Origin of the sequence: Hyalangium ruber (assembly GCF_034259325.1) — a bacterium.
Taxonomy (GTDB): Bacteria; Myxococcota; Myxococcia; order Myxococcales; family Myxococcaceae; genus Hyalangium_A; species Hyalangium_A rubrum.
Genome location: NZ_JAXIVS010000015.1, coordinates 36,871 through 62,542, shown reverse-complemented (window position 1 = coordinate 62,542; position 25,672 = coordinate 36,871). Strand labels below are relative to the sequence as shown.

The 25,672-nt window shown below is 69.2% G+C and carries 25 protein-coding genes; 7 read left to right on the top strand and 18 right to left on the bottom strand.

What is annotated here, in order from left to right:
- The first annotated feature begins 142 nt into the window (after window positions 1-142).
- Entirely contained in the window at window positions 143-727 is a 585-nt protein-coding gene (locus SYV04_RS34280) for a sigma-70 family RNA polymerase sigma factor (RefSeq protein ID WP_321550222.1), read from the top strand.
- Between the two features lie 24 nt (window positions 728-751).
- Here the strand turns inward: SYV04_RS34280 and SYV04_RS34275 are convergent, their stop codons facing one another.
- Both SYV04_RS34275 and SYV04_RS34270 read right to left on the bottom strand, forming a co-directional pair.
- Window positions 752-1,003, bottom strand: coding sequence for a hypothetical protein (locus tag SYV04_RS34275; protein ID WP_321550221.1), 252 nt, complete (start codon window positions 1,001-1,003; stop codon window positions 752-754).
- A 99-nt stretch (window positions 1,004-1,102) separates the two neighbouring features.
- Window positions 1,103-2,260: a pyridoxal phosphate-dependent aminotransferase gene (locus SYV04_RS34270; protein WP_321550220.1), complete on the bottom strand. Its 1,158-nt coding sequence runs from the start codon at window positions 2,258-2,260 to the stop codon at window positions 1,103-1,105.
- A gap of 158 nt (window positions 2,261-2,418) precedes the next feature.
- Here SYV04_RS34270 and SYV04_RS34265 point away from each other — a divergent pair, with 158 nt between their 5' ends.
- Window positions 2,419-4,248, top strand: coding sequence for a vWA domain-containing protein (locus SYV04_RS34265; protein WP_321550219.1), 1,830 nt, complete (start codon window positions 2,419-2,421; stop codon window positions 4,246-4,248).
- A 54-nt stretch (window positions 4,249-4,302) separates the two neighbouring features.
- On the opposite strand, the gene SYV04_RS34260 is transcribed toward SYV04_RS34265, so the two are convergent.
- Window positions 4,303-5,163, bottom strand: a complete 861-nt coding sequence (locus SYV04_RS34260) for a phosphate ABC transporter substrate-binding protein (RefSeq protein ID WP_321550218.1) — start codon at window positions 5,161-5,163, stop codon at window positions 4,303-4,305.
- Window positions 5,164-5,172: 9 nt separating this feature from the next.
- The gene (locus SYV04_RS34255) at window positions 5,173-5,502 is read right to left on the bottom strand and encodes a hypothetical protein (RefSeq protein ID WP_321550217.1); all 330 of its coding nucleotides are present in this window, start codon (window positions 5,500-5,502) and stop codon (window positions 5,173-5,175) included.
- 193 nt (window positions 5,503-5,695) lie between these two features.
- Between SYV04_RS34255 and SYV04_RS34250 the strand changes: the two genes are divergently transcribed.
- On the top strand, window positions 5,696-6,226 hold the full coding sequence (locus tag SYV04_RS34250) for a hypothetical protein (protein WP_321550216.1): 531 nt from the start codon (window positions 5,696-5,698) through the stop codon (window positions 6,224-6,226).
- Window positions 6,227-6,247: 21 nt separating this feature from the next.
- Window positions 6,248-7,210, top strand: coding sequence for a hypothetical protein (locus SYV04_RS34245; protein WP_321550215.1), 963 nt, complete (start codon window positions 6,248-6,250; stop codon window positions 7,208-7,210).
- A 12-nt stretch (window positions 7,211-7,222) separates the two neighbouring features.
- Here SYV04_RS34245 and SYV04_RS34240 read toward each other — a convergent pair whose 3' ends face one another.
- From SYV04_RS34240 to SYV04_RS34220, 5 genes are read right to left on the bottom strand one after another with little or no spacing between them, the layout of a single operon-like run.
- Complete coding sequence (locus SYV04_RS34240) at window positions 7,223-7,573, bottom strand: hypothetical protein (RefSeq protein WP_321550214.1); 351 nt, start codon at window positions 7,571-7,573, stop codon at window positions 7,223-7,225.
- Complete coding sequence (locus tag SYV04_RS34235; RefSeq protein WP_321550213.1) at window positions 7,574-8,653, bottom strand: hypothetical protein; 1,080 nt, start codon at window positions 8,651-8,653, stop codon at window positions 7,574-7,576. It lies immediately after the preceding gene.
- 26 nt (window positions 8,654-8,679) lie between these two features.
- Window positions 8,680-10,077, bottom strand: a complete 1,398-nt coding sequence (locus tag SYV04_RS34230; RefSeq protein ID WP_321550212.1) for a porin family protein — start codon at window positions 10,075-10,077, stop codon at window positions 8,680-8,682.
- Window positions 10,074-11,336, bottom strand: coding sequence for a hypothetical protein (locus SYV04_RS34225; RefSeq protein WP_321550211.1), 1,263 nt, complete (start codon window positions 11,334-11,336; stop codon window positions 10,074-10,076). The genes SYV04_RS34230 and SYV04_RS34225 overlap by 4 nt, the downstream gene beginning before the upstream one ends.
- A 52-nt stretch (window positions 11,337-11,388) precedes the next feature.
- Complete coding sequence (locus tag SYV04_RS34220) at window positions 11,389-13,395, bottom strand: serine/threonine-protein kinase (protein WP_321550210.1); 2,007 nt, start codon at window positions 13,393-13,395, stop codon at window positions 11,389-11,391.
- A gap of 325 nt (window positions 13,396-13,720) precedes the next feature.
- On the opposite strand from SYV04_RS34220, the gene SYV04_RS34215 reads away from it, so the two are divergent.
- Window positions 13,721-15,034 (top strand): hypothetical protein, encoded by a 1,314-nt coding sequence (locus SYV04_RS34215; RefSeq protein WP_321550209.1) that lies wholly within the window; start codon window positions 13,721-13,723, stop codon window positions 15,032-15,034.
- A 112-nt stretch (window positions 15,035-15,146) separates the two neighbouring features.
- On the opposite strand, the gene SYV04_RS34210 is transcribed toward SYV04_RS34215, so the two are convergent.
- Window positions 15,147-15,338: a hypothetical protein gene (locus SYV04_RS34210; RefSeq protein ID WP_321550208.1), complete on the bottom strand. Its 192-nt coding sequence runs from the start codon at window positions 15,336-15,338 to the stop codon at window positions 15,147-15,149.
- Between the two features lie 207 nt (window positions 15,339-15,545).
- On the opposite strand from SYV04_RS34210, the gene SYV04_RS34205 reads away from it, so the two are divergent.
- The gene (locus tag SYV04_RS34205; protein WP_321550207.1) at window positions 15,546-15,821 is read left to right on the top strand and encodes a hypothetical protein; all 276 of its coding nucleotides are present in this window, start codon (window positions 15,546-15,548) and stop codon (window positions 15,819-15,821) included.
- A 61-nt stretch (window positions 15,822-15,882) separates the two neighbouring features.
- Window positions 15,883-16,641: a PHP domain-containing protein gene (locus SYV04_RS34200; RefSeq protein WP_321550206.1), complete on the top strand. Its 759-nt coding sequence runs from the start codon at window positions 15,883-15,885 to the stop codon at window positions 16,639-16,641.
- A 12-nt stretch (window positions 16,642-16,653) separates the two neighbouring features.
- Here SYV04_RS34200 and SYV04_RS34195 read toward each other — a convergent pair whose 3' ends face one another.
- The 8 genes from SYV04_RS34195 to SYV04_RS34160 form a co-directional block, all read right to left on the bottom strand.
- Window positions 16,654-17,385 carry a hypothetical protein gene (locus SYV04_RS34195; RefSeq protein WP_321550205.1) on the bottom strand — a complete coding sequence of 244 codons (732 nt, stop codon included), beginning with the start codon at window positions 17,383-17,385 and terminating at the stop codon, window positions 16,654-16,656.
- A gap of 294 nt (window positions 17,386-17,679) precedes the next feature.
- Window positions 17,680-18,936, bottom strand: a complete 1,257-nt coding sequence (gene hemA / locus SYV04_RS34190; RefSeq protein ID WP_321550435.1) for a glutamyl-tRNA reductase — start codon at window positions 18,934-18,936, stop codon at window positions 17,680-17,682.
- 199 nt (window positions 18,937-19,135) lie between these two features.
- Entirely contained in the window at window positions 19,136-20,536 is a 1,401-nt protein-coding gene (locus SYV04_RS34185; RefSeq protein WP_321550204.1) for a peroxidase family protein, read from the bottom strand.
- A gap of 210 nt (window positions 20,537-20,746) precedes the next feature.
- Window positions 20,747-21,364 carry a DoxX family protein gene (locus SYV04_RS34180; RefSeq protein ID WP_321550203.1) on the bottom strand — a complete coding sequence of 206 codons (618 nt, stop codon included), beginning with the start codon at window positions 21,362-21,364 and terminating at the stop codon, window positions 20,747-20,749.
- A 54-nt stretch (window positions 21,365-21,418) separates the two neighbouring features.
- Complete coding sequence (locus tag SYV04_RS34175; RefSeq protein WP_321550202.1) at window positions 21,419-21,988, bottom strand: RNA polymerase sigma factor; 570 nt, start codon at window positions 21,986-21,988, stop codon at window positions 21,419-21,421.
- Window positions 21,989-22,045: 57 nt separating this feature from the next.
- Window positions 22,046-23,572 (bottom strand): Dyp-type peroxidase, encoded by a 1,527-nt coding sequence (locus SYV04_RS34170; RefSeq protein ID WP_321550201.1) that lies wholly within the window; start codon window positions 23,570-23,572, stop codon window positions 22,046-22,048.
- Window positions 23,484-25,013: a hypothetical protein gene (locus SYV04_RS34165; RefSeq protein WP_321550200.1), complete on the bottom strand. Its 1,530-nt coding sequence runs from the start codon at window positions 25,011-25,013 to the stop codon at window positions 23,484-23,486. The genes SYV04_RS34170 and SYV04_RS34165 overlap by 89 nt, the downstream gene beginning before the upstream one ends.
- 304 nt (window positions 25,014-25,317) lie before the next feature.
- The gene (locus tag SYV04_RS34160) at window positions 25,318-25,668 is read right to left on the bottom strand and encodes an FmdB family zinc ribbon protein (RefSeq protein WP_321550199.1); all 351 of its coding nucleotides are present in this window, start codon (window positions 25,666-25,668) and stop codon (window positions 25,318-25,320) included.
- Window positions 25,669-25,672: the final 4 nt, after the last annotated feature.

The following is a 25,672-nucleotide window of genomic DNA, read 5'->3' as shown; positions in this document are numbered from 1 at the left end:
ATGCCGGACGGCTCCGTGCATGGACGCGTTGGCGAGTGAACGTTCAGGACACGCCGGGGGGCCACCCACGGCGGGCGAGAGAGCAGTGGCATCGGTGCTAAAAAGTGGGGCCCCACCCGAGGTTGCGGTATCCGGCAAATCGATGGCGCCTTCCGATCCCCCCGCTACACGAGCGAGCGACCCAGCGGATGACCGGGCACTCCTCCAGCAGGTCGCCCTCGGCGACAGCGAGGCGATGCGAGCGCTGTACGCGCGCTGCTCCGGGCGGGCCTGGGCGGTGGTTCTGCGCATCCTCGCCTCGCGCGCCGACGCGGAAGAGGTGCTGCAGGAGACGTTCCTCGAGGTGTGGCGTCGCGCCCGGGAGTTCGATCCGGGGCGCGGTGGGCTGGAGACGTGGGTGATGACGATTGCCCGCACGCGGGCGATCGACCGTCGGCGGAGCCTGGGCACGGTTGCCCGCGTGGTCGAGGACGTGGCGTCCCAGCCTCCGCCTGTCAGCGCGACGCCCCCGGACCCCTCCGAGGTGGCCTCTCGGGAGCAGGAGCGGACGCGGGTCGCGACCGCCTTGCGAGCGCTTCCCACCGAGCAGCGCGTGGTGGTGGAGCTGGCCTACTTCGAGGGCCTGTCCCAGCGGGAGATCTCCGAACGCACGGGAGATCCGCTGGGCACGGTGAAGACGCGGGCCCGGCTCGCGCTGGAGAAGCTCGCCGCGCTGCTTCAGGAGTAGGTGCGGCTTCCGGGGGAGGGCGATCTAGATGGGGCTCGCGTGCTCCGCGTTGTCCACGATCTCGGTGGACCCTTCCGCGTGGGCACAGTGGGCGCAGCAGTAGAACGAGCCCCGCGCCTCGATGCCGTGGCCCAGGATCTTGCAGCCGCAGTGGTCACAGATGGGCGCCAGCTTGTGGATGGCGCACTCGAAGCAGTCAAAGGTGTGGGTGACGCCCGCGGTGACGACCTGGAAGGCCAGGTAGTACTCGTTGCCGCACACTTCGCACTGGGCCATGGAGCCTCCTCCTGAGCGTGGTGCCGGGCACCACGTGCTTCGAAGGATGGAGGCGGAAGCCCCGCGCGCAATTGGAGCGCGGGGCAGGTGGGTGTCCGCTCAGGGCAACAGCGAGGTACGGCGCAGCCGCTCGCGCAGTTGCTTGAGCCGCTCCTGGGGTTCGTAGCTGAACACGAGGCGGATGTAGCGCTCGGCCACCGAAGAGCCCCAGTTCGTCATCGGCGTGGCCGCCACCTTCGCCTGGCTCATCAGGATCGAGGCCGCGTCCGTGGCGCTGTAACCCAGGGCGTGCGCGTCCACCAGCATGCTCCAGCCGCCCTCGGGGATGACCAGCGGTAGCCCCTCGAGCTGCTCGATCATCAGATCGCGCCGCTGCTGCCACTCGGAGATCGCCGCCGAGACGCCGCCGTCCTCGGCCCGCAGCGCTACCTCGGCGCCCTTCTGGGCGATGCCCGGCGGGGCAATCACCAGGTAGCTGTGCGTGTAGAAGACGTCCGCCATCACCTTGGGTGGGCCGGCGATCCAGCCGATGCGCCAGCCGATCATCCGGTACTCCTTGGAGACCGAGCCGACGATCAGCGTGCGCTCCGGCATGCCCGTCAGCGTCGCCGGGTGGCGCAGCTGCAGCCCGTCATAGAGCACGCCCTCCAGCGCGGCGTCATAGAGCAGCCACAGGTTGCGCGTGACGCACAGCTCGCGGATGGCCAGCCACTCGGCCTCCGACAGCACGTGTCCCGAGGGCATGTTCGGGTTGGACAGCACCATGGCGCGCGTGCGGCTCGTCACCATCGCCCGCAGCATGTCCAGGTCCAGCCGCCAGCGACGGTCCACCACCTTCATCGGCACGAACATCGGCACGCCGCCGGCGAACGTGACACGGTGAATCATTCCCGCGTACGTCGGATCCGTGAGCAGCACCTCGTCGCCCGGCTCGATGATCGCCAGCAGCGCCGAGATCAACCCCTGGGTGCCGCCGGCGGTGATGACGATCTGCCGGTCCGGATCATAGGAGAGGTTGCACTGGCGCTTGAGCCGCGCCGCCACCGCCTGGCGCAGGCCCGCGTTGCCCGTGAACGGGACATAGCTGTTCGCGTCACTGGTCCCCACCGCCTCCCGCGTGGCGGCGATCGCCTCGGGAGGAGGCGGCAGATCCGTTCCGAAATTGTCGAGGCGGAGGACCTCGGGATCCGTAGTGGCATCCGATACCACTCGGTCGACGTTGAACCCCACCACCCGCATCATTCGCGACGGACGCATTTTTCCTCCGGTGCGGCGCGACTATAGCCGCGACAGGTAGGAGGAGTGGATCCAGGTTTTGGTCCCTCCTTCGCTCCTGCTAGGGGGATTATACCTACCTGTACCTTCATAAGGCTACCGAGTGACGCTCTGGGTAGGGGCGAGTACGCTGGGAGTCCATGAAAACCCTGTTTACGTTGAGCCGTCCGGTGCTCCCCGTGGGCACTTCGTCCAAGGTCGATGTTCTCGTGTCCTTTCGCGCGGAGTCCGCGGGCGCCGCACGGCGAGGCTTGAACCTGAGCCTCGTCATCGATCGCTCGGGCTCGATGGCGGGCCCGCCGCTGAAGCACGCGCTGCAGGCCTCGCGCAACCTCGTCGAGCGGATGGGGCCCGAGGACTGGATCTCGATCGTCGGGTACGACGACTCGCCCACCACGTTCCTTTCTCCTCAGCGCGTGCAGGATCGCGCGGCCATCGAGAAGGCGCTGTCGAAGGTGAGCGCCGCGGGCTGCACCAACCTCACTGGCGGCTGGAAGCAGGGCCTCGACCATGTGAAGACCCAGCAGAGCAAGGAGCGGATCAACCGCGTGCTGCTGCTGACCGACGGGCAGGCGAACGTCGGCGTCACGGATCCGGCGCAGATCCTCGCCCGGGTGAAGGAGGGCGCGGGCAGCGGCATCACCACCACCACGCTGGGCTTTGGCAGCAACTTCAACGAGGACCTGCTCATCGGCATGGCGGGAGCGGGAGAGGGGCACTTCTACTTCATCCAGTCGCCGGATGACGCCGTGGGCGTGTTCGGCATCGAGATGGAGGGCCTGTCCTCGGTGGCCGCGCAGAACCTGGTGGTGACGATCCAGCCGGCGCCCACGGTGAAGGTGTCCAGCGTGCTCAACCGCTACCGCTTCGAGGCGCGCGGCGCGCAGGTCGAGGTCGGGCTGGGCGATGTGTCCACGACCGAGGATCGGCAGCTCGCCATGGAGCTCTCCGTGGACGCGGGCGCCGCCCCGGGCAACGTGCCGCTGCTCACGGTGGCCTACAAGTACCAGGCGCTCGTGGACGGTGCCCTGAAGGAGTTCTCCGGCGAGCTGCCCGTCACGGTGACGCTGGGCTCGGAGGAGGAGGCCAGCGCCCTGTCCGCGGACAAGAACGTGCTGGCGCAGACGAACCGGCTGCGCATCGCCCAGGTGAAGGAGCAGGCCATCACCCTGGCGGACCAGGGCGACTTCAAGGGCGCCTCGCAGCAGCTGCGCAACACCATCGCGACGCTGTCGGCGAACATCGACAAGAGCAGCTTCGAGATCCTCGAGGAGGTGGACCAGCTCGAGCACTACGCCAAGCGGCTGGAGGCCCGGAAGTACGACTCCGTCATCCGCAAGGAGCTGAGGGATCAGTCCTACCAGGCCGGCACGCGCAACCGGAATGATCTGGCGCTGCGTGGCACGGCGGGCGGCTCGGCCGATGAGCTGGAGTCGGTGTCCAGTGCCGAGGGCGGCATCATCGTGAAGTGCGAGCGTGAGGGCGGCAAGCTGCGCGTGCGCGCCGTCTCCGAGGGCTACGACGCCTCCTTCAACATCCAGTTCCCGCGCAGCGCCCGCGAGGAGGGTGTCACGTACGTGGTGGAGAAGCTGGTGCCGTCCGCCGATGGGACGTTCTACCGCGCCCAGGGCACCATCAAGCGGCTGGTGCAGCCGGGCCAGGAGCGCGGCGCCCGCGCCTCGGGTGGCTCGGCGGCGAAGAAGAGCGGCAAGGCCTCCAAGGTCACGGGCTCCGCGCAGGATCTGCCCACCACCAACGCGGTGGGCGCCGGCGTGCTCGTCCAGTGCGTGAAGGAGGGCAGCAAGCTGCGCGCCCGTGTCGTCTCCGACGGCTTCAATCCGAACCTCAACATGCGCTTCCCGCGCGACATCCGCGAGGAGAACGTCCTCTACGTCGTCGACGAGGTCATCACCGTGGCCGGCGGCGGCTCGTACATCGCCTGCGGCGACATCAAGCGGCTGGTGCAGTGATGGCGAGAAAGTCACTTCTAGACCTCTAGAAGTGACCTTTTTTCGGACAGGGGGCTACTTCACCGGGAAGTAGCCCACCTGCGTGACGATCCGCTGGCCCTCGGGAGAGAGCGCGAAGTCGATGAACTGCTTCACGGCCTCGGTCGGCTCCCCGCGCACGTAGAAGAACAGATCGCGTGAGAGCGGGTATTTTCCGCTCTGGATGTTCTCCTGCGAGGGGGCGATCTCCTCGGCGCCGATCTTGATCTTCAGCTCCTTGATGCCCTTGGCGTAGGCGGCGCCGCCGTAGCCGATGCCGTTCTTCTCCTTGGACACCGCGTTCACCACCGCCGCCGTGCCCGGCAGTGTCAGCGCCCGGGGCGTGAAGTCTTGCCCTCCGAGCAGGTGCTCCTTCACGAAGGCGTAGGTGCCGGAAGAGTTCTCGCGCGAATAGACGACGATCGTCTCGTCCGGTCCGCCCACGTCCTTCCAGTGGGTGATGTCGCCCAGGTAGATGCCCTTGAGCTGCTCCAGGGTGAGCGCGGTGAGTGGGTTGGTCTCGGGGACGTAGAAGGTCACTCCGTCCTTCGCCACCACGATCTCTCGGGCCGCCGTCTTGTGGCGGGTCTGGAGTTGCTGCGACTCCGCCTCCTTGATGGCGCGGCTGGACATCGCGATGTGCGTGGTGCCGTTGAGGAGTGCGGCGATGCCTGTGCCGGAGCCGCCCCCCGTCACCTGGATGGTCGCTCCCGGGGTCTGCTTCATGAAGTCCTCCGCCCAGCGCTGGCCCAACTGCACCATCGTGTCGGAGCCCTTCACCGTGACGGGGGTGCCACTCTGGGCCTGGGGCTCGGAGGCGCGCTCGGAGCGGCTACATGCCGACAGCAGCCCGAGTGCCACCAGCGAGGCGAGGAGCGCGCGGAGCGTCGTCTTCATGGAGACGATCTACTCCACGATCTCCACCTTATGAGCGACCCACTCGCCCTCCCGTTCGTCGTAGACAGTTCGGACCTGCTTGCCTTCCTGGAGCTGCAGTCGCTCCACAGGCTTCCCACGGCTGAAGAAGTCCGTCTTGTCGTCGATCTCGAACGGATGTTCCTCTCCCTGGGAGTCGCGGAGGATGAACTGGGTGCCGCTCACGGCTGTCACCGTCCCGCGGAACTCGGCGACGTCCCGGCCGCCCAGCACGCCCTCGCTCTCCAGCGGCGCATCCTTCGTACAGGCTGCGAGCCCCAGCCCCACCAGCGCTCCCAGGCTCCACCACGACCGACGCATGAAGTGCCTCCTTTCCTGCAAGGTGGGGGCTCGGACGGGGTGTCACAACCACTTCCACATGGAGAGGGCCACACGCTCGCCTGCCCTCCAGACGGGTGGGCACGGGTGCGCAAAAGCCCGCGAGATAGCAGGGGAAACAGTTCGGCCGGGCACCGATTGAGCGGAGGCCCGCTCGGGCCTACGCTGCGGAGTCATGGTTACGGTCGTCCTCCTCTCCATGATGCTGGGCGCGGCGCCGAATGAAGGCGCGCAGCCCTCTGCCGCTCACTCTCTCGAAGCGCCTCCCGTGGCGGATGAGTCGCCCACGGCGTGGTCCTGCACCGTGGACACACTGCGCGCGGGCAAGGAGTGCGTCTTCGAAGCCCAGGTGACGGCCTCCGAGCCCAACCGCGAGCAGGCGGCCAACAACGTGCGACTCGTGCAGGAGCTGGGGCGCGCGCTGTGCGCGGAGGCGGCCCGTCCTCCCTCGAGCGAGGCCAAGGCCGACAAGGGGCTCTCGGGCGCGTGCGAGAAGAGGTACTCCGCCGCCACCGAGCGCTGCGGGCTGGAGGGCACCGTGTCCCTCATCGACGCGAAGGGGCGCTTTGCTCCCGCCGCGCGCGCCTGCTACCAGGCGCTGTCCACCGTGTTGCAGGAGACGCAGGTGAAGGCCGCCGTGGACACCGTCTCCGCTCCTCTTCCCAAGGCCGAGGCGCGCTCGAGCCGTGGCTCGACGTCGCTGTAGGCGCAGCAGAAGGTGACCGCCATGAACCAAGACATCCGGCTTCCCTCGAAGCGAGTGGTGCGCCAGGCCTGGGCCCTGTTGGGCGCGCTGGCGATGATGGGTTGCTCCAGCTCCCGCCCCAACGTGCAGGAGGAAGCGGAGGCCGAGCGGCCCTCCTCCTCCGGTTCGCTGAAGGCCGAGCTGCCTCCCGATCCCCTCAATGTGAAGACGTTCGCCGCGCAGTACCCGAACCCCTCCGTGTGCGAGCGCCAGGCCCGGCGCTACCTGCCCACATCCCGAGAGGACGCGTGGGCGGCGTTGAAGGCTTGCGCGGAGGGCACCTACTTCACGCAACTCCAGGCCCTGCTGTCGCCCGAGTGGGCCCCGGAGCTGCGCAGCCGGCCCGAGGCCGCCGCGCTGCTCGCCCGCGTGGTGGCCCTGCGCGGTGGCAGCGTGGATGGGGACCTGCGGCTGCTGCATGAGCGCAGGCTGCCCATCTTCTCGCTCTCCTCGGCCATTGCTCAGCCGGACACCTACAAGGGCCGCTACATCCTCGTGCGCGCCCAGGTGGGCGACATGCGCAGCGAGGATGAGAAGCCCACCGTGTGGCTGGTGGAGCAGGGGCTGGGCTCCGTCGCCAGCGAGCAGCCCGTCGGCGTGGTGCGCCGCAAGGAGTCCAACGCCACCACCTCGGGCAACCTGGGTGGGCAGACGACGCTTGGCGGCGGGCAGCTCGCGGGCTCGTTCTCCAAGAATGAGACCCGCCGCAGCGGGGACACCGTCATCCACTATGACAACGTGTCCTCCGACACGGGCCGCGAGGCGCTTGGGCGGCTGACGAAGGCCGATCCGTTCCTCTCTCCGGGCAAGGACTTCGTCATCCTCGCGCGCTTCGACGGGATGCGGACCACCTCGGGCGCCATCGAGGGGGATGACGACGGCCCGCGCATCCCCGTGCTGAGCATCGTCAGCTACTACATCCCGCACCCGCTCGTCGTTTACTGAGCGGCGCGCGGTTCAGGGAAAGCGCGCGAGGAAGGCCGAGAGCAGCGGGCCTCCCACGCGCGCCCCCTCCTGTGCGTTCCGAGGGCCGCCCTCGGGCAGGCGCGAGGCGAGCTCCACCAGAGCGGGGCGCATCTCCTCGAAGGCGGCGAACGCCTCGCTGGCGCCGCCGAAGAAGCGGGTGTGGAGCATCCACCCGGTGATGCCGCAGGTGATGGCGTGGAAGGAGCGGCTCTCGTCCTGCTCCAACGTGAGCCGCGCCTGCCCGCCGTACTCCTCGTCCCAGGTGATGGTGCCCCCCTGCGAGCCGGACAGGCCCAGGGTGCTACCGCCCTCGAAGGGCCGCCAGGAGGCGCTCTCGCTCATTCAGTACCCGAGCTGGGGCTGGCGGGGCTTGCCCGCCTTGTCCGGGGCGTACGCGGTGCGCTCGGCATCCGTGGTGACGGTGGCCGTGATGGTGACGACGCCCTCGGTGATGGTGACCCGCTGCGTGCTCGGCTTCGCGGACAGCTCATGCCACGCATGTAGCACGTACTCGCCCGCAGGCACGCCACGCAGGGTGAACTGGCCCTTGCCATCCGCCTGGGTGTACCAGGGTGAGTCCACCACGTAGACGAACGCCGACATGGACGCGTGGATGTTGCACAGCAGCCGCACCACGCCTGGCGCGTCGAAGCGCTGGGAGCGGGCGATTCCCTTCTCGTAGAGCCCCAGATCGAACTCATTGGGCCGGCTGAGCGAGAAGACGTTGTGGAACATCTTGTCCTCGTTGAGGAAGACGACCTCCGTGCCGACGGGCACCGCCAGCACGTGCGGCAGGAAGCGCTTCCCGCGCTGGACGACGGTCTGCTTCGGCGCGGCCCTGGGCTTCGGCGTGGGGCCGTTGGCCCGCGTCAGCCACACCACCGCGCCGCCCGCGCCCCCGGGGCCGCCCTGCACCGTGCCCTCGAGCGTGCCCAGGGGGCTCGCCTGCGAGCGGCGCACCTCCACGCGCGGCTTGCTGGGAGCCTTTCGGGAAGGCTTTTCGACCTTCGTGGGCATCAGGGAATAGCCCTGGGGCGGAGGTGGCATGGGCAGCTCGACCTTGGCTCCTGCGCTTCCGGCGCCTCCAGTGCCTCCGGCCTTTTGCCGGGCTTCCTGCGCCAGCGGCTTCACCACGGCCTCCAGCTCCATGGGCAGGCCAGGCACCTGCAGCAGCTCTTCCCAGTGCGACGCGGCGGTGGCCATGTCGCCCCGGTCATACGCGAGGCGGCCGCTCGCCAGCAGGTTGAAGATCAAGTACTGGCGCTCCGCCGTGGCCTGGAAGGCCTTGTCTTCCGGGGTGCGCACCACCACGGGCAGCGGCATCCGGGCCACGGAGGCCTCGGGCGGCGGGGCGGAGCGGGCGGGGAGGGCGAGCAGGACCGCGACGAGGAGCGCCAGCGGAGAGCGTGCGTGCGAGGACATGGCAGTCACTCCAGGAAGAAAAGGGCTCAGAAGAGGTAGACGGCCGAAGCGGCGAACACGTCGTTGTCCACGCGCGGCGCGCCGGCGTTCTCTCGGTTGAAGAGGTACTCGGCCTTGAGCGACAGCACGCTCCAGAAGTCCAGCCGCGTGCCCACCGTGAAGCGCGAGGTGAGGATGCCGCCGAAGCCGTGGAACTCGGCCGCGCGCCGGTCATACCGGCCATACACGGTGGCGGTGCGCAGCGCGTCGCGCTCCACGGGCAGCGCCAGCGCCAGCGTGCCGTAGAAGCCGTCCACCGCGAAGCTGGAGGCGTAGAAGAAGTCCCCGGTGCCGGTGTGCTTGCCGGGCGCCGTGCCCGCTCCGTCCCGCGCGCGCACGTACTCGGCCGCGAGGCTCAGCCACCCGGCCGTCAGGCGCGCGTCCGCGCCGAGCTGCGTCTGCCGCACGTGGGCATCGTTCTGATCGTTGCGCGCGCCCGTCTGTCCGCTCAGGCCCAGCTTCACCTGCAGCCGCAGCAGTTGCAGCTCGTAGCCGAGCCGCGCGCTCACGTAGGGCGCTCCCGTCAGGCTCAGGTCCGCCGTCTGGAGGCTGTCCACCCGGCTGCTGCCGTTGGTCACCGCCGTGTTCAGCGACACCGCCGAGTTGATGGAGGGCAACTGCCGCCGGTAGAGCGCCTTGGCCCCGAGCTGGTGCCCGGTGGTGTAGCGGGCCATGAGCGAGGGGGTGATGCCGGTGCGCAGCGGCGCCTCGTTCTCCAGGTACTCGATGCCGAACACGGAGTCGAACCGGCCCAGCGTGACGGTGAACTCGTTGCCCGCGAACGGGGTGACGCGGCCGAACGCCTGCTGGAGCAACAGCCGTGTCCCGCCGCTGCCCTTCTCGAAGCGCGGAAGGAACTGCGCCCGCGCGAAGACGAGCACCGGCGCAGACCCGGGCTCATAGAAGAGATCCAGGCTGGCGGTGTTGAGCAGGAACGAGCCATGCCCGCCAATGTCCACCGTGTGAGGCAGGAAGCCGTTGACGAAGCGGCCGCTCGCATCCAGCGAGGCCACCTCGCCGCGCGAGTTCACCGCCGGAGCGAAGGCATCCGCGCCGTAGTCGGCCGGCACCCGCGTGTCATCCGGGTGGAAGGAGCTGCCCCGGCCCTGTGCCTTGGCGAAGCCCACGTCCACGTAGCCGGAGATGCGGAACGGCGAGACCTCCACTTCCTCCTCCGGGGTGTAGCCCGTGGGAACCGGAGTCTCGGGAGGAGCCTCGGGTTCCTCCGCGATGCCTGGCAGGGACTCCGGGAGCACTACGCCCGAGGCGTCCGCCACGGGCTCGGAGGAGGAGGAAGGGGCCTCGGACTCCTGGGTCGCCTGCGCGAGCGGCGCGGCCAGCAGCAGCAGGGCGAGGGGCGGAGCCAGCAGCGGGTGCGCACTCATCTACCCACCTTCTTTCCGTCATAGAAGAGGACCGGCGAGGTGAAGAGGACGTCCTGCGCCTGGAGACTCGAGGGCGCCAGGTTCGTCTCCACGGCCGCCTGCGAGTCCAGCCAGCGGCACGTCCCGGGGAACTTCGCCGGGTCCTTGAAGCACTCGGGGTTGAGCGCCACCCGGAGCACGTAGTCCTTCGCGTCGGCGCGGGCCTCGATGTCCGGGTGGACGTCCACCACGGCGAGGGCGCCTTCGCCGCGCAGCGCCTCCTTCAAGAGGTCCAGGGTGCCGGGGATGAAGGGACCGGCGGTGTTCGGCAGCAGCGCGAAGTGCGGCCGGGTGAGCGTGCCGAACTGGGGCACTCCGGTAGAGGAGATCCGTGGCGCGCGGCCCGCCCCGCGAGGCCCGGTGCCAAGGATCGCCGGGAGCCCGAGCGGCCGCGGACGCCCATCCTCCCCGGCGCGCGCGAAGACATAGAGGGCCACCTCGTCGATGATGCCGACGCGGTTCGCCTCCGTGCTCCAGGTGAAGGTGTTCGAACCAAAGCTCAGGTACGGCACGCGCCGTCCGTGCAGCCACACCTCGCCCTTGCCCGCGTTGCCCACGCTCTCTCCCGTGAGCGGACGCACCGGGCCGGTGTGGCCCTCGGCGATGGCCGGCAGCACGTCCTCCGGTGTGAGTGGCGCCAGCAGGCCTCCGCCCCGGTGCATGGGCAGCCCGGCGGCGAAGAGGGCCGCGGCGCTCGTGTACCGGTCGGGCGGCGTGTCCTGGGGGACGACGACGTAGATGATCTCCCAGAAGGGACTGTAGAAGAGGCTCTCCTCCTCGATGTCCACCAGCGCCAGCGAGTCCTTGAGCCGCTTGGAGCCAGGGTTGGAGGGCACGTATTCGGTGACGAGCACGTACCAGGGCTGGACCCAGACCTCCGGTACGCGCTCCCACACCTCCGGCACGGAGAAGGCCGCGGGCCGACCCTCGCTGAAGGCGGGCAGCACGTTGAGCCCATCCTGCTCCGTCGACTGCACGAGCGCGGCGGAGGCGTAGGGCGGCGACCACTGGGCGATGGGCTGGCCCCGGGGCGTCACCCACTCGGTGGCGGAGACGCCCGCGATGGTGCCCGAGGCGGCGGAGGCCTCGCGCATCTGGCGCAGCGTCCAGATGTGGGGCGTGGGCTCCGAGGCTGTGCTGGAGGGCCCACAGGCCGGCAGCAGGAGCCACAAGCCCAGGGCGAGCGCCGCGCGGATCGAAGGGTGGGACTCACACGTCATGGGGTACCTCGCGTGGGGCTGGACGGGAGGCGACAGGGCGCGAAGCGCGGCGTCAGCCTGTGTGGATCTGTCCGAGCGGAGAGGCCGTCGCGCCCGACACGGTGGACAGGGCCTTGCGGTAAGCCGCCTCGGCGCGAAGCTCCTCGCCGAACAGGCGCAACATGGTTCGGCCCAGGCCCGCCACGTCCTCGGAGCTCACCGGAGGCAGCGCCAGGGCGAACTCCTCGGCGGACTGGAAGCGATCGGCGGGGTGCGGCTGCAGCGCGCGGTAGAGGATGGAGGCGGCGGGCTGGGGCAGCCGGGCGATGCGCTCCCAATGCGCCTCGCTCGGGCCCTCGGCGGCGCAGAGGAGCCGGTCGAAGTCGTTGTTCCCGTCGTAGAGCAGCTCCCCGGTGAGGCACCAGTAGAGTGTGAGGCCCAGCGAGAAGAGGTCCGCGCGCCCATCCACCTCGAGCCCGCGCGCCTGCTCCGGGGAGATGAAGTTCACGTTGCCCTTCACCAGGCCCGCCTGGGTGCGCGTGGAGCGCTCGGTGCTCTTGGCGATGCCGAAGTCCAGCAGCTTCACCTCGCCACGCGCGGAGGCCAGGATGTTCATCGGCGACACGTCCCGGTGGACGATGCCCAGCGGCCGGCCCTGCGAGTCCGTGCGCGTGTGCGCGTACCCGATCGCCTTGAGCACCTCTTGCGCCACGAAGAACACGGTGGCGGGCTCCAGCGGGTAGCCGTCCCGCTCGAAGGCACGGCGCAGCACCGCGTCGAGATCCCTGCCGAGGATGTACTCCGAGGCCATGTAGTACTCGCCCTCGACCTGGCCGAAGTCATAGACGGGCACGATGTTGGAGTGGACGAGGCTGGCGCCCAGCCGGGCCTCGTCCATGAACTGCTTCACCGCGTCGGACTGGCGCGCCAGCGGCTCGTGCAGGCGCTTGATGACGAACAGGCGCTCGAAGCCGCCCGTGCCCCGCGCGAGCGCAAGGTACACCCGCGCCATGCCGCCCTCGCCGAGTTGCCGCAGCAGCTCATAGCGGCCGAAGGGGACCGGCGCCGACAGGGAGGGCTCGGTGCGCGTGCGTGGCGCCACCGGGAGCATGGAGTCCTTGATGGCCGGCATGCCCGTGAGCGACACCCGGGCCAGCTCGAGCTCGGCCTTCACGGCGGCGAGCTCCTGGGTCCGCCGGGCGAGCATCTCCGCGGTGGCCTTGTCGCGCTGGGGGCGCAGGCCGAGCCAGAGGGCGACGCCCGAGGCCAGCAGGGCGGTGAGCCACACGGGCACCATGATCGCCCGCGCCGCGCCGCGCGCCTGCGCCGCTTCCACATGCGTGTCCGCCCGGGCCCAGAGGAACAAGCCGGGAGCCACCTCCGCCCGCGCCAGGGCCCACTCGCCCCGAGGCCCGGTGAGCGGCGCGTCCAGCGAGGGCACGGCCTCCAGGGGCGCGACACCGGCGCGCGAGAGGGGCTGGCCCTGCGCATCCACGAGCAGCAGCGAGGCGCGGGCCTGCCTGGCGATCGCCTCGAGCTCCGGAGCCGCCAGCGGACGGGCGAGCACCAGCAGGGCGCGGCCAGGCTGTCCCACGACAGGGACATCCACCGCCGAGGCGGCGGCCAGGTGCGGCACGCCTCCGGCGAGCAGCAGGCTCGAGGCCAGGGGGCGTGTCTCCGCGGCGCTCAGCAGGGCAGAGAGATCCGCCGGACGGGCCACGCCGTCCGGGGTGAAGTCGAAGCGATGGGAGCCCTCCACGAGAGCGTGGACGGTGAACTCCTCCCGGAAGGCCTGCCACCAGGCCTCGGTGCCAAAAGCATCCAGCAGCGTCGCGTCGTCGACGCGCTCGGCGACGAGGGCGCGCACGGGGTTGAGGGAGGCACCCGCCACGGCCCGGGCCTCCACCTCGCGCAGCCGGGCGCTGAGGTTCTCCCGGGCTCCGGCCAGGGCCGTACCCGAGACCTGAGCTGCGCGCGCGCGGGCCATCTTCTGTCCGCGCGCATCGAGTTTGAACGTGGCGAAGCCAGCCCCCGCCAGGATGGCGGTGGTCGCGAGGAGTCCCAGAGTGCGTCGGTACACGGGCCGCATGGTGTGAGCCGAACGCTGTGCATGGTGTGGGGTACCGCAAGGCCTACATGAAGAATCCGCGTACCCAAGGGGGTAAAGAATTTCGTTAGCGGACGAACCGATCGCGCGGATGACGGCTGGAGAAAGTTTTCGCTCGAGTGGGTCCTCGCATGGCCTGAATGGCCAGTTGATTCCCACTTCCTGGTGCGTACCTCACCCAGCCAAGAGGATGCGGTTCGCTGAGGGCCGCGCCTCTCCCCGAATCTTGGGGTTTCGTCCGGAGGCCGACATGCGGGTGGGACGCAGGGGTTGTAGGTGGGTCGCTTCGTGGTGCTTCATGGGCGCTCTGGTGGTGCTGGCCGCTTGTGCTCCTCCCGCGGAGGAGGGGGAGGAGCTCCAGGTCACCGCCGCGCGCCAGGACGAGGTGGTGGACCTCGCCGCGATCGATCCAGCGCGCGAGCTCTTCATCACCGACGTGAGCGTGGTGGACGACTCCTTCTATACGAAGTGGGCGCCAGGCAAGTCGAACACCGATCCCGAGGGAGGCTGGTCCTTCGGGCGGCTCATCGACTCGATGATGCCCGAGCAGTGGCAGTCGCCCTATGGGCGCTCGCAGTACGTCCTCTATTGGCTGAAGACGTGGGAGCAGGACCAGACGGTGAATGGGCAGGTGATTCCGGCCCGGCCCCGCATCCGCTCGCTCATCGTCGATCCGTGGCGCGCGGCCAGCGGCTGCACGGGCAGCGACGATCGCTGCGTGCTGGACTTCGCCAAGGCGCCCTTCCGGCTGCTGGCCATCGTGTACCGGCCGGACCTGCGGCGCCTGCCCACTTCCACGGATCCAGGGCACGCGGGGCAGGGGCGCTTCGTCTTCGGCGCGCTGGGGCCTGACGGAGAGCGCCTGGCCTTCACCGTCATCTTCGAGTACCAGCTGCCCATCTCCCACAAGAAGGACATCCACACCTGGGCGCGCCGCTGGCATGAGCTGAGCACCCATCCATTCGGCCGGAACTACAATCAGAAGCTGCACAGCGTGACGCGCGAGTTCACGAAGGAGAAGGCGGCGCGCGGCAGGGTGAATGGCAGCGCGTTGCTACAGATTCGCACCAATGAGGTGCCGCTCTCGCCGGTGGAGCCGAAGCTGTGGGAGCTGCGCGAGTTCGTGCTGGGCAGCTACGGGGTGCTCCGGCCGGCGACGGTGAAGCAGGAGGTGAACGCGGCGCTCATCGGCTCGGCCACGCTGGGGGCCTGGGCGAGCGCGAACGCTCCGGCCATCCTCGCCGGGCAGCACGTGGTGCCCTCCTCATACCAGGGGCAGCCCTTCCTCGCGGCCGCCGCGCCGGTGCCCAGCACCCTGGCCTGGCCGGTGCCAGGCGTCACCGAGGAGGTGCGCCGCGCCTTCGCCGTGGCCACGTGCAGCGGGTGCCACAAGTCGGAGACTGGGACGAACTTCCTCCACGTGCGCACGCGAGAGGTGGGCAGCCCCGCGTTGCTCTCGGAGTTCCTCACGCAGGAGTTGAGTCCCGGCGGCCCGCGCAAGGCCGACTACCAGCAATTGCTCAACACGGCCGCGGACCAGGTGAAGGACGGCAAGGGCAAGGACCACAAGGAGCGCAAGCACGACGACGACGACGACGACGGGAACGACTGAAGCCTCGCCCGTTACCGGAGCGTGCCGTCATGGGACGGCACGCTCGGGCTTGGCGAGGCCTGAGGAGAAGCCCCCGAGGACGCTCAGGGGCGCAGCGGGTAGGGGAGCGGTCCTACTGCTGGGACTTCGCTTTGTAGAAGAGCACCAGCGTATAGCAGTGGAACTCGTTGTCGCTCGACTGGCACACCACGCGGTCGACGATCTCCAGATCGGCGTTGCTCTTGAGCCAACGCGTCACGTTCTCGCCGAGCTCCTCGCGCTCCTTGGCCTTCGTGGCAGAGAAAACCTTCACGCCCGTGAACATCGCCGACCCCTCCTGTGGTGATACGACGTAGCGTGTAGTGGTTATCGCACACGCCCTTTCAGGGTGTCAAAAACCTGGCGAGCAAGCGTGATCCGGCATGTGGGGGTTTGCAGGTGGGGGAACGTGCCTAGATTTCGCAGGTCGCATCAAGGTCCGAGCCTGGGAAACGGGTCCTGGGGAGGGTGGGGGCGACGGGGGATGGGTAACGTGGACGTCAAGAGCAAGAAAGACCTGGCGGTGGACTTCATCAACGCGATCCGGACGATGGACCCGGCCGCGCTCAACGCGTTGATCGTGAAGGAGGCGGGCGAGGATCTGGCCCAGTTCTTCCTCAACTACAGCGCGAACTTGATCTCCAAGGACCCCTCGCGGGTGCTGGAGAACACCTCTTCGCTGATGCTCATGGGCTACCTCATCCGCACCTATGAGGAGAAGAACACCCAGAATCAGAAGGGGCTGTTCCAGTCCTACGCGTACGCCTGATCGGCGCCGGTGAGCGCCGAGACTCGACAGGCTCCATCGAGCCTGTTAGGGAGCGGCGCCCATGCTGATCGACTTGCACGCGCATTCACATCTCTCGAAGGGTTGCGATCTGGATCCGCGCGCCGTGCTCGATCGGGCGGCGCTGTTCGGACTGGATGCCGTGGCCTTTACCGAGACGAACACCCAGGACGGCTGCGACGAGTTGTTCGAGATCGGCGCCAAGGCCAAGGTGAAGGTGTTCGTGGGGCTGGAGCTGGTGACGGACAAGGGCCAGTACCTGTGCTTCTTCCCGAAGCCGGAGCTGGCGCCCGAGCCGGTACAGATGTGGGGCAGCAACCGCGAGAAGCCGTGGAGCGCGGTCGAGTGCCTGCCCAAGGTGAAGGGGATGGGGGCGGCGATCGTCGCGGCGCGGCCGTATGATCGCGACTTCCCCAACCCGCCCATGGATTTCATCCGCTCGCTCAACCTGCTGAGCGCGGTGGAGGGCTACAACGCCAAGGTGAAGCAGACGGCCAATGACCTGGCCGTGGAAGCGGCCGAGGCCCTGAACCTGCCCTGCATCGGCGGCAGCGACGCGCGTGGCTCGCTGGACGAGGTAGGGCGCGGGGCGACCTTCTTCAAGCGGCCGATCGCCACCCAGGAGCAACTGGTGGTGGAGCTGCTCAAGGGCGAGTTCTGGCCGGTGATGGCGGGCGAGCTGCCCCGGCTGACGCGGCCCGGAGAGGCCCAGGCGAGCAAGGGCGGCGGTAAGGGCGGCGGCAAGCGGGGCGGTGGGGGCGGTGGGGGTGGTGGTGGTAACCGCCGCCGTCGCCAGCGCTGAGCTTCAGAGCGGCTACTTCGGGGCCGCCGGAGGAGCGCCTTCCTCCACGCGGACCAGCACCCCATCGCTGAGGTAGGCCCGGCGCCGGCCCCGGGGGTAGATCCACTCCTCGTTGCGGGTGGTGCCCTCGAGGGTGCGCTTGATGGTCTCGGGGTAGCCCCAGGCCATCTCCAGCGCCTCGGAGGGCATGCCGGTGACGGCCTTCTTCTGGCGGACGGCCTCGCGCACCTGCTCGTTGAAGGCGGCGATCCGCGGGGCGAGATCCTGGACCGCCAGGGAGCGCTCCACCTCGGCGAGGAACTCCTCGCGCGTCTTGTGGTGGGGCGGCAGCACGAGCACCAGCGGAGGCCCGGGCGGCGCCCCCTCCACGTCCACGTAGACCCAGGGCCAGGTGCGCGGCGTATAGAGGACGCGCTCGGCCACCACCCAGGCGGTGGGGAACTCCACCTTGCGGATGCGGGCCTTGGCGCCCGCGGCCAGCGTGGCCTCGACCGCGCCGGGGTTGATGGGCTTGCCGAGCCGATCGTTGAGCATGTCCACGTCCTCGGGCGGATAGGGCGTGAGCAGCCGCCGCGACGCGTCCCCGAAGAAGGGGGTGACGTAGAAGGACACGCGCAGGAAGCGATCCGCGTCCGGGCCGGTGAGCGTCTGCTCCAGCGTGGCGCGATCATCCGGGGCGACCTGCGTGTGGGACTTGCAGCCGGCTGCCACCAGGACCAGGAGAACTACCGACAATCTCTTCACGAAGGGCCTCCCGAGGCGTGAAGCGCGTGGGAGCCCTGCTTTAGCTCACCGGGTGGCCTGCGTCAGCGGCTCCGTGGTCCGAGCCAGGGAATGACACCCCCGCTGGGACGGGCACACGGGGCCTCGGCCATCGGGATCCGGCACGAGCAGGAAGCGGCCCAGGCCCCGCGCATCCGTCAACTCCGGGTGGCCGCACAGGACACAACGGCGGGGAGGGCGCTTGGAGGGAGCGAAGGGCACGAAGCGAAGTGTGCGTCGCCCGCGTGGGCCTCGCCAGTTTCCGGCCAGCGCCGCTCAGCGTGGCGCCTCGCCCAGCAGTCCGAACAGCCGGGCCGCGGTCTCGGCCAGCAGTTGGCCCTCTTCGCCCTCGGCGCCGGAGCGCAGGCACGCGGTGGGCTCGTGCAGCAGCTTGTTGACGATGGCCCGCGCCATGGCCTCGACGCTCTTGCGCTGCTTGTCCGTGAGGCCCTCGCCCAACGCCACCAGTGTTCGCTCCGACTCGGCCCGGGCGATCTGCTCGGCCTGCTGCCGCAGCCGCGCCAGCACGGGAACGCCATCCCGCACCGCGCGCTCCCGGCTGAAGCGGGCCACCTCCTCGAGGATCAACCCGTGGGCCCTGCGAGCCTCCTCGGCGCGCGCCGCCTCGTTCTCGGCGACGAAGGCCTGGATGTCGTCCACGTTGTAGGTACGCACCCCGGCCAGCTCGGCCACGTCCGGGCTGATGTCCCGGGGGACGGCCAGGTCCAGCATGAGCAGCGGGCGGAGCGCGCCAGCCGCGCCCACGTTCTCCCGGGTGAACAGGGGCAGCGGCGAGGCGGTCGAGCACACCACCACGTCCGCCTCCTTCAGCAGCAGGTGCAGCTCCTCGAAGGGCCGTGCCGTGCCGCCCACCTCGGCGGCCAGCGCCTCGGCGCGCGCCTGTGTCCGGTTGGTGATGAGCAGCCGCCCGGGCCGGGCCTGCTTCACGTGCCGAGCGGCGAGCTGGCCCATCTCCCCGGCGCCCACCACCAGCACCGTCTTGTCCGACAGCGTGCCGAAGGCCTGGGTGGCCAGCGCCACGGCCGCCGAGGCCATGGAGGTGGCTGCCTGGCCGATGGCCGTTTCGGTGCGCACGCGCTTGGCGCACGAGAAGGCCGCCGCGCAGATGCGCGTGAGCCCCCCACGCGCCGCTCCCGCCTGCCGAGCCTGCGCGAAGGCGGCCTTGAGCTGGCCCAGGATCTGCGCCTCGCCCAGCACCAGGGAGTCCAGGCTCGCGGCCACGCGGAACAGGTGCTCCAGGGCGGTGGTGCCCTGGTGCTCATAGAGGTGCTCCAGGACTTCGGGGCCGCCCAGCCGCCCGAGCGCCTCGCGCACCCGCGCCCGGGCCCCCACCGCGTCCGGCGTGGCCACGTACACCTCCACCCGGTTGCAGGTAACAACCAGCATGGCCTCGCCGGGCGCCTGTCCCCACTGTTGCAGGAGCCCGGCGCGATCTACTTCTGTCAGCGCCAGCCGCTCGCGCACCGCCAGCGGGGCCGTCCGGTGGGACAGCCCCACGCACACCAGCTCCAGCGCGACGGCCGGTGCTGGCGCGGGAGAGGGCTCGGGCCGAGCCGATCGGGTCCTCCAGCGGGGCGAGCGGGGAGGGCCCTTCCTCGCGAGAAGGGCTCCGCCACGGCGGGGCGAAAAGGTGCTCCGGGGAGTTCGCGCGGTCATATCCGTAACCCTCCACTCCCCCCTCTCCCGAAGGAGAGAGGGGCATTGCGCTTCGCTACGCCACGCCCGCGAACTTCAGCAGGTCACCGATGAAGAACTCCCCGGGCTTCGAGCCCAGGAAGGGCTTCCAGTCCGGATCGGCCCGCAGGTACGAGAGCCGATCGCCCTCCACCAGTCCGACGAAGACCTCCGCCACGATGCGGCCGCCCACCGGCCCCAGCGTCTTGCCCTCCGCGCGCCGCTCCGCCTCGCGGAGGATGTAGAACCACGGCGGCGTCGAGCGATCGAAGCGCAGGTGCTTCACGTCCGACAGCTCCTCGGGACTCAGGGGCTTGATGCGCATGGCGCGCGCCATGTCCTGGCCCGAGGGCAGCCCGAACACCAGCCCGCGCAGCAGGTTGCGCTGCGCCAGCGACTGCGGATCGGTGGTCGGAGCCCCCGGCGGGATGAAGGGCAGCTCGAAGAGCGCGGGCGACAGCGTGGTGTCGATGCGCAGGCCCACCTGCGTCGAGTTGGGCTCGATGCGGAAGAAGAACTTCCACTCCACGAAGCGGCGATCGGAGCGCTTGCCGCCGCGCAGATCATTCGGATCGGCCACCGAGGCATCGAGCGTGGCGTTGAAGATCGGCGCCGCGAAGTTGGCGTTCACGCGGTAGCCGGGCCGCACCTGCGAGTGGCCGAAGCGGTACGCCGCCACGGCGAACTCCACGGGGATGAACGGCTCATGCCGCCAGGTGTAGCAGCGGTTGTCGCGGCGGTTCTTCAGGATGTCCTCCACCACCGAGGCTCCCACGGTGTGCGGCAGGAACTCGTGGAGCACCATCCACTGGTAGTGCCAGCGGACGATCCGCTGCGCCTCCGCGAAGATCTCCGTGCGGTGAACCGTTCCCTTGGAGGTCAGGTCATCGACGACGGCGTTGTGGAACTTCAGGAACGCCAGGTGCAACTGCGAGACGATGAGGTTCTCGTCGTTGCGGGGGTCGCCGATGATGGCCGTGAGCTGGCTGTTGCGCGGCAGATCCTTCGGGGCCGACGCGTCGATGAGGAACTTGTTCGGGTTGCTCGCGTCGTACAACTGGGGCGAGGCCACTGGACCAGCGCCGTACACGTTGTCCAGCTCCAGCAGCGGCGTGCGGAAGTTGGAGATGGCCTCGGGATCGTTCTGCCGCTCCAGGCTGGAGGTGGGATCGAACGTGATGTCGTGATCAATGAACTGCCCGAGGAAGGTGAAGCCCGCCGAAAGGTTCGCCGGGTTGGGCGGGTTGGCGGCGGGGTCCGCGCCAGGGTCCATCACGCCGCCGCGCTTTCCCATCTCGAGCAGCCGCTCCCGGACATCCTGCGTGTCTACCGCGAACGGCGATAGCCCCGGGAAGAGCCTGCCGAAGCGCCCACGCTCGTGATAGCGCGAGCGAGGGGGGTTGATACCGCGGATCTCCATTGCGCCGTGATGCACCATATCGACGTACCTCCCTTTGGGCGGGGGGACTCCCCCACCGCTGCTGGGTGGAGGGGGCACGGGGCAGACGTGAGGCCGGAGGTGTTTGCGCGCGGCCTCGCTCGCCTGGAGGGCAGGGAGGCGGGCGTGCCCCCCCAAACGACAACGCCGCGGTAGCGAGCCTGAGCGCGCCACCGCGGCGTGAGTTCGCCGCGCACTGCTGGAGGGGAATCAGGACCCGCTCGGAGCGTACGTAGGGGTAGGTTCCCGCTTGGGCAGGGGCCGCACCAGGAGGACCAAGGCAGCCAGCCACAGGGCGGACTCGAGCGGGAATCTCCAGACCTGATGGGTGACGGCGATGCCCTCCAGTCGCACCGGATCGCCCATGAGGTTGGGCACCCCCACGGTGAGGATGGCCACCGTCATGTCCATGAAGAGGGGCAGCGCGGTCAGGCGCGTGAGGATCGCGGGCGCGGGGAGGAAGGCGCTGAGCACCAGGCCCACGCCGCAGATCATCTCCACGATGCAGACCATGTACGCGGAGAGGAGCGGGAAGGGGACGCCGATGGCGCCCAGGTACTGCGCGAAGCCCTCGGGCCCTGTCGGCAGCGTCACGGCATCGGTGCCCAGCAGGATGCTGTCGAAGAACTTCATCTGCCCCAGCGTGATGAAGACGGCGCCCGCGACGATGCGCAAGGCGAGCCGGAGCGCGGTCTCCGAGGTCTTCGGGAAGGTGAGCCCAGGAGGCGTCGAGCGTCCGCGGTGGACCTGCCGCGTGTGCCCGGGCTCGGAGTGAGCCGGAGGAGGAGTGAGGAGAGGAGCTGCTGCGTATCGCGATCTGGCTTTCATGAATGTCCCTGCGAGTGAAGTGAAACGACGGTGGCTGATGGGCTCCGTCATTTTTCAGGACGGGGAGCCCGCCATTTCTTGCGGCTCCTCATCCGAGAGGCGGGCCACGAGTCGCGCGCGCAACACCTGACGTGCCTGGAAGATCCTGCCGCCCACGGTGCCCACCGTGGCGCCGACCCGCTGGGCGATGTCCTTGTAGCGAAGCCCCAGCGCGTGCAGCTCCAGGGGCTCGCGCAACGAGGGCTTCAGGTGCTCGAAGGCCTCGCGCAACTGTTCATCGGAGACGCGCTCCCAGAGGAGCCACTGCCGCTTCTGGCGGATCAGCACGGGCGCCTCGATCAGCTCCAGCGTGGCGCCGACGAGCTCTTCGACGCGCTGGTGGCGGCGCAGATCGAGGAAGCGGCGGCGCAGCGTGGTGTAGAGCCAGGCCAGGCGCATGCGCTCGTTCTGCGCGGCGAGCCACTCCCGTCGGCGCAGCGCGCGCTCCAGCGTGTCCTGGACCAGATCCTCGGGTTCGACTCCTCCCTGACGGCAGAGTCTGCGCGCGAACCCGTGGAGTTGAGGCTGGTGTTGGCGGATGAGCGCTTCGAAATGCCGAAGCTCTCCGTCGTACGTGGGTTCCATGGCAGCCCTCCTCGGAGATGGAGTGGGCTCCAACCAAAGCGGAGGACTGCCGGGCTGCTACGTGGCTGCCTGTTCGGGCTCCAGGGTGCCAGCGGGGGCCGCCAGCCGCCGCAGCGCCGCGAGCCCTGGGAGGAAGAAGTACCCGCCTCCCTTCACCGTCACGAATCGCGTGAGCCCTCTCACACTCTGGCGGAGGGGCTGCGCCGAGAGCGTCAGCCGGCCGCTGTCCTGGTTCGAGGTGACCGGATCCCGCTCGTCATAGAGCCCACCGGCCTTCTCGTTGTTCATCCAGCTCTCCTGGACGAACTCGAACTGTCGCCCGAGGTTGGCGTTGAGCGCGATGAAGAGCAGGCCCTGCTCTCCGGCCCGTTCGTAGGGGATGCCTCGGCGGAGGATCCGGTGCCGGCGGCTCAGCTTCATCGACAGCTTGCGATCGGGAGGCAGTGAGTCGCGCGGGTTGGCGCGCCGCACGTGGGACGTCAGCGGACACCCGAACCCCTCCTTGTCGGAGCGGAAGTTGAAGTCGTTGGCGATCCCGTGCGCATCCATGTGCGGGCACTGGGGTTGTTCGTGTTCACCGGGCCGCAGGTAGGCGCCGTTGGGCCAGCGGCCGATGAGCTTCGCCTTCAGCCAGGTCCGCTGCTTCTCCGGCTCCGAGGTGTAGCGGGCGGCCAGGTCCTGGTGCTCCTTGACGAAGGCCTCGAAGGCGGCGACGTCCTGGTGGAGCTTGCGCAGCACAAGGTAGGTGCCGTTGTGGCCCAGATCCGTGTCTCCCTTCGCGGCGGGGATTCGGGGAGACATCGGCTTCTCGCCGTACTCGTTCTCGTAGCCGAGGATGAACTCTCCCGCAGCGATGGGCCGGTCGTAGTCGGCGGCGCCGACGTCGGGATCCCGGAACCCGGCGATCCGAGGCTGGGAGAGGGAGTCGCGGAAGCCGAAGTGCTCCTTGAAGAACACGTGCTCCTTGCCCTGGACCGTCACCTTCTCCTTCATGTGAGCCGCGGGCTGGCAGTAGAGCTCCACCAGCCCCGCCGCCGCGAGCCGATCCCGGTGCCGGGCAAGGACCTCCTTCATCGCGTCCTCGTCCGTGGCGTAGAGCATCAGCATCACGTGGATGCGCTCCTGGGGGACTCCCTGGGAGCCCTGGCCTCCGAACTCCCAGCGCTCGGGGTGGCTGTCCCCGGAGTCTCCCAGCAGGTGCGCTCGCTCGGCCATGCCCTGGCGGAACTCGAAGGGAAACGTCTTCAGCGCCTCCGGCTCCAGCCCCAGGGCTTGCAGCCCCGGCCAGGTGAAGGCGACGTTCGCGCACGAGCTCTCCTGGTCGAGCACCTCGGGCGACTTGTCCGCGCTGCTCGTGAGCTCGGGGAGCAGCTCCCGCAGCCACGCCCTGCACCCACGGGCCTCGCTGATGCCCAGGAGCAGGAAGCGGGCGACCTCCATCCGCTTGTAGCCATGCAGGAGGAGCCCCTGGATGTCCTTGCGCTCCTGCTCGTAGTCAGGGGCGACTCGCCTCTTGCGCCACGAGAGCGGGCTGGGACGCGACCCCGAGGGTTCCTCGCTCGGCCTTCTTCCCCAAAGCGACATGCAGTCTCCTCCTGTAATCCGTCAGTCCCTGGCCGAGGCGGGACAGCAGCACCGCCAGGACGAGGTAGCTCGACTCGCCCACGCTCATGAGCTTCTTCTGGAAGGGGAACCGGCCCTGCTCCAGGAAGGTCTTCAGCATGTGGCGGGCCAGGGTGTTGCCCAGGCCGTGCAGGCTCGGACGGGTGAGCACCCGCCGGAGCTGCAGCGCCTCGTGCAGATCGGTGACGGAGATGCCCACGGAGGTGTCCGCGTGGAGGCGCGTCTTGCCGTGCCGGTAGGCGCTGTACCAGGCGAGCGTCGGAGACTGCACGCTGCGGATCCACTCCTTGAAGGGCTCCACGAAGGGAATGCCTTGGGGAAAGCCCTTTGTAGGGCTCCAGATGGCCTTCAGGAACCGGCTCACATCGTCGTTGTCGATGAACGAGTCGATGTACGCGTCCCAGCTCTCGTCGTAGGCGACCATGAAGATCAGCCGCCGCTGCCCGTTGCGCTCGAAGGTGAGCCACCGGGCGAAGTGAATGGTCCGGATGTCGTTGAGCCCCACCACGTTGCGCTGGAGCCGCAGGTTGATGAGCTTCAGGAAGAAGCGCTGCTTCTTCCGGGCGAACCAGCTCTCGGGAATGGCGGTGATCAGGATCATCGAGTTCTGCACCGGCTGCTGGCGCGCCTCGATCTCCCGCCGGGTCCGATCCGAGACCTCGGGGTACTCGCGTGTGTGCTCCTTCTTGCGCAGCCGCTCCAGGGCGTTGACGACCAACCCCAGGAGGAAGCCAGGGACCAGGTAGCCCAGCCGGATGCTCGCCGCCTCGAACTGCGCGGCGGCGAGGTCTCTCTCCCACCGCACGTCCGAGAGTTCACCCGAGAGGAGCTTCTCGAGCTTGCCGCGCAGGGTCTCGTGGACCTGGCGGGGCTCGAGCTGCTCCGGCCGCGAGCCCAAGGAGGGCGTGTCCAGGTGCTGCTCGACCGCGCTCCGCAGCTTCATGATCTCCCGGATGCCCCGCACCGGGGCGACGCGGTAGGCGAAGTCCACGTGCCTCGCGGTGTAGTCCACCGCGTTGAGCCGCAGGTAGTCGGTGACCTTGCCGGGGTGGCTCTGGAGCGGCCCCGGATAGTCCACGCAGTGGCTGTAGAGCGTGTCGAACGTCGCGGCGCAGTCCGCGTTCCGCGGCTTCGCCAGGGTGGCCACGAACTGCTCGACGCAGGCCTGGAGCCGGGCCTTCTTGCCTGGCGGAGCCCCCTCCAGGCAGAGATCGGCGCCGAAGAGCAGGTAGCGATGCTCGAGGATGCTCCAGTGCGCGAAGTGAATGGCCTCCAGCCCGTCGAAGGGGTGGGCCTCCTGGGTGCGCATCTCCTGGTCGAGTTGCCGCAGGAGCGCAGCGAGCGGCTCCACCGCCTCGGGTTTCACCTGGGTGATGAGGGTCAGGGTGCCGTTGAAAATCATCCCGTGAACTCCTCCAGCGCACGTTCTCCGTCGGCCGCGAGGCGGGCGGAGTCACACCCACTCCGGGTGTGAGGTGGCTGGCGTGCGGGATGATGGAGACGAGGCAGCCGGATGGCTCGCCTGCTCTCAAAGGGGTCGGGGTGAAGCTCAGGCGCTCCTCTGCCTGGCCCGTCGAACCCCGGCCCTCCTGGCGCATCGGCAAGATGCCCCAGGGAGCAGGTGACTGCTCACGCCTTCACGCACGGGGACGGGGGCCTCGATGACCGGGCCCCTGACATCCCCGTGCCTGAGCCGCGAGGTGCGCTCAGGAAGACTTGCTGGCGGCTGCGGCGGCGGGCGCCGGGGAGGCGCTGGATGAGCTGCTGCTCGACGAGGACGAAGACGAAGTCGAAGTCGACGAGCTGCTGGACGAGCTGCTGGACGAGCTGCTGCTGCTGGAGTCCGAGCTGCTGCTGGAGCCATCCTTCTTGGTGGAGCTGTAGAGATCGGCGTACCAGCCACCACCCTTGAGCACGAAGCTCGAGCGGCTGATGGCGCGGCTCAGCGAGCCCTCGGCGCCGCACTCGGTACACGCGGCGGGCGTCGGATCGCTGATCTTCTGGAGCACGTCGATGGTCTTCCCACAGCTCTGACAGGAGTACTCGTAGATAGGCATGGTT